Origin of the sequence: uncultured Limnohabitans sp., assembly GCF_937889215.1 — a bacterium.
Taxonomy (GTDB): Bacteria; Pseudomonadota; Gammaproteobacteria; order Burkholderiales; family Burkholderiaceae_C; genus Limnohabitans_A.
The window spans coordinates 1-3,665 of sequence record NZ_CALBEX010000355.1; the positions used below are offsets into that span (position 1 = coordinate 1).

Sequence of the window (3,665 nt, forward strand, 5' to 3'; positions counted from 1 at the left end):
GTGGCCGAGTGCAAGTGCTGGTGCGCCCGCAAACGGCTGCCCACCGGCACCGGGGCCATGAAACGCACTTTGTTCAGACCGTAATTGACGCCCATGCGCTTCGTACTGACCTCGATGGTTTTGTCAAAAAACTGTGACAACAAGGACAAGGTCAAAAAGCCGTGGGCGATCGGTGCACCAAAGGGGCCTTGCTTGGCGCGCTCCACGTCCACATGGATCCATTGGTGGTCCCCCGTGGCTTCTGCGAACTGGTTGACCTGCTGTTGGGTGATGGTCACCCATTCGGTCGCGGCCACATCTTGGCCGACACAAGCGGCCAGATCGGCCAAAGTTTCAAATGTTTTCATAAGCCTGACTGTATTCACCTTATCTTTGACATGGTGTCGATGGCGTGACACGGGTTTCGAGTAAGGTCCGGGTTTCTAAGCATTTCTTCAGTTTCATGTCCTCCATCCCGAATTTGCTGACCCTGACCCAACAACTGCCGCATTTGACACAAAGGGTCGATCGGCATTTGTGGCTCAACGACGTGGTGCAGTGGATTCGGGGCGACCGTCGCTCCCCTGTGGAAGCAGCTTCGCGCTTGGGTTTATTGGTCGACACTTTGTTGGCGCGCGAAGAAACCCGTCAGGCCTGGGAAACTTGGTGGCAAGGTTTTTTGGCCGATGCCGATGCCACACCGCTGTTGGCCGATTTGGGCTTCGCATCTCGAGCCGCGTTCATCAGTGATCTAGGCCACCGGCTGCGCATGAAGTTTCTGCCGTCCACGCCCGACACACGCGATCTGGGCGCGCTCTTTCTCTTTTTGAAACCCGAGCTTTTTGACGTGCAGTGGCTCCAATCACTGGATGAACACACGCTGAGCGGATTGACCCGCCTGATCTTGCCTGAGGCACCCAAACAAGCACCACCGGACCTGCAAGCGAGCCTGTTGGATGCCTTGACCTATTGTGTCGGGCAGGTCAATGCCACCGGGCATTCTGCAGAAATTCGCACCCGCATGGCCAGCCGGGTCGAAAACACCCGCCCGTTTCATGAGTTGCCCAAGGCTTTGGAAGTATTTCGCCAGGCCTTGCAACAAGGCGGCCCACACAGCCCAGAATGCCAAGCCGCCGCGCATGACCTGAAAGCACAACTGGACGAATGCCGCCACGCCGCTTACACCGTCTACTCGCACCTGCAGGAACACGGCATTTCGGTGGGTATCGTGTTTCGGCTGCGGCAACTTCGCCACCTCGTGATCCGATGCAAACACTTGCTGGAGGCGCTGCTGACCCATGCGCCCGTGCCTGCCATGCTGGCCTTGCTGGCGCACTTGGCCCAAGTCAGTCACGACAGCCGCAGCATCGCCAGCTTGTGGGTGGCCAACAGCCACATGTTGGCCGAAAAAGTGGCCCAGCGCAGCGCTGAAAGTGGCGAGCACTACATCACCCGCGATGGGGTTGAATACCGCCGCATGCTGGGCAAAGCACTGGGCGGCGGTGCCGTCATTGGCCTGACCACCTGGGTCAAGTTTGCCATTCTGGGGCTGGCACTCTCTCCCTTTTGGGAAGGCTTGGCTGCAGGCAGCAACTACGCGCTGTCTTTTGTGCTGGTCATGTTGCTGCACTGGACCGTGGCCACCAAACAACCCGCCGTGACGGCCCCCGCCATGGCAGCCAAACTCAAGCAAATCGACGACGAAGCGGGGATTCAGGATTTTGTGGACGAAGTGGCCAACCTGTTCAGATCGCAAATTGCCGCCATTTTGGGCAACTTACTGGGCGTGGTGCCGGTGGTTTTGGTCATTTGTCTGGGTTTGAGCCTGTTCGACTTGCTGCCCATGACCAGCGAAGCCGATGCAAATCATGTGCTGTCATCGGTCAGCCTGCTTGGCCCCACAGCCTTGTTCGCGGCCTTCACGGGCGTGCTCTTGTTTGCATCCAGCATCATCGCGGGTTGGGTCGAAAACGCTTTTGTACTGCACCAACTCGACTCTGCATTGCGCTACCACCCCCGTCTGCGGCGCTGGATCGGGGTACGCGCAGCCGATCGGGTTGGGCTTTACTTGTTGCGCAACGTCTCGGGTTTGGCGGCCAACATTTCGTTGGGCTTGCTGCTGGGCCTGGTGCCGGTGATTGCCTGGTTTTTTGGCTTGAACTTGGATGTCCGCCACGTCACCCTCACGGCCGGGCAAATGGCGGCAGCGGTTTTCACCTTGGGTTTGCCCGCCTTGAACACCCCCGCCTTTGGCTGGGCTTTGGCAGGGCTGGCGGTGATTGGCCCACTCAATTTGGGGGTGAGTTTTTACCTGGCCTTCCGGGTGGCCGTGGCCTCACAAAACGTCAGCGGCATCAACCGCAGCCGCATTCGCCGGGCCATTGGCCAACGCATCCGGTCGCAACCCCTGTCTTTTGTGAGCCCCCCCAAGACCCAGCCTGTGTCAGTTTGATGGCGGGCCAACCGCCTGGCTAAAGGCTTTGATTGCCTCGCGCAAACGGGCCAGCTCAGTGCGGTGGTATTGAACATTCCCGCCACTGGCACAGCAGTGAGGATGCGCGTGTGGGTGAATGACGCGGCCTGCATGTTGAATTGGGCACGCGCGTTGCGCGGTCAGGCCCACCCTGGTGAATCACCCGGGTCCGGTCTGACTCACCCGCACCGGGTAGGCCCCACCCCACACAAGGCCGAATAAGCTGGCCACGTGTTCCCTTGTTTTCTCAAGGGCTTGTCTGAACCAGGCGATTTGTACCCATACCAACCGTCAAGAGGCATCATCTGAATCCCGCGTCTGTGCACCACGGCACGGAAACAATGCGCAAGAACTCAACTTTTTCAGACGCCAGACTCTGGGTTCTTTTTGAACGGCCCGGTGGGGTTCGCAAACGCGCGGGGCGATGCCACTAAAATCAAGTACCTTTCCGATCAAAACGCTCCGTTGTCCCATCCAGCCACCAACCCCTTGCTTCAGCACATTGCCATCATCATGGATGGCAACCGTCGCTGGGCCAAAAAGCGCTTCATGCCCGCCGCTTTGGGCCATGCCGCGGGCGCACAAAGAGTGCGTGACATTGTCCAAACCTGCGCAGAAATGGGCATTCCTCAGCTGAGCCTCTTTGCCTTCAGCACCGAGAACTGGAAACGCCCAGAGGAAGAAATCAGCAGCCTCATGGGCTTGTTCATGACGTATTTGAAAAAAGAAATCCGCAACATGAACACCAACGGTGTGTGCCTGAAAGTGTTGGGCGACACCCATCGATTTTCAAGTGCTCTTCAAGATTTGATTGCAGAGGCCCAAGCCAAGACTGCAAGCAATACAGCCATCACCTTGAACGTTTGTGCCAACTACGGTGGGCGCTGGGACATGATCCAGGCCACCCAAGCATGGCAAAAAGCGCACCCTGACCTTGACCTGAGTTCGCTCACGGAGGAAGCGCTGAGCCCCTACCTGTGCACCGCCGGTGGACCCGAAGTCGACCTGCTGATCCGGACCGGTGGCGAGTCTCGGATAAGTAATTTTTTGCTTTGGCAAGCCGCTTATGCCGAGCTCTTTTTTTGCGATGATCTCTGGCCCGACTTCACCCCCGAGAGACTGAAGCAAGCCTTGGCTTGGTTCAGTCAGCGTGACCGTCGCTTTGGTTCATCGGCCCCCTTGTGAGGCCGTCGCCCAGGCGATTGTCAGACTG

At 58.2% G+C, this 3,665-nt stretch carries 3 protein-coding genes; 2 read left to right on the forward strand and 1 reads right to left on the reverse strand.

The window, feature by feature from the left end; all coding sequences use genetic code 11:
- Nucleotides 1-347: MaoC family dehydratase (locus Q0341_RS09170; RefSeq protein WP_299512381.1), on the reverse strand; the 347-nt coding region annotated here is incomplete at its 3' end.
- Nucleotides 348-442: 95 nt separating this feature from the next.
- Between Q0341_RS09170 and Q0341_RS09175 the strand changes: the two genes are divergently transcribed.
- Nucleotides 443-2,431, forward strand: a complete 1,989-nt coding sequence (locus Q0341_RS09175) for a recombinase (RefSeq protein ID WP_299512384.1) — start codon at nt 443-445, stop codon at nt 2,429-2,431.
- 486 nt (nt 2,432-2,917) lie between these two features.
- Entirely contained in the window at nt 2,918-3,637 is a 720-nt protein-coding gene (gene uppS, locus Q0341_RS09180; RefSeq protein WP_299512386.1) for a polyprenyl diphosphate synthase, read from the forward strand.
- Nucleotides 3,638-3,665 lie beyond the last annotated feature (28 nt).

Coding starts and splice junctions, on each gene's coding strand:
- Q0341_RS09175 (WP_299512384.1), top strand. CDS start 443: ATGTCCTCCATCCCGAATTTGCTGACCCTGACCCAACAACTGCCGCAT.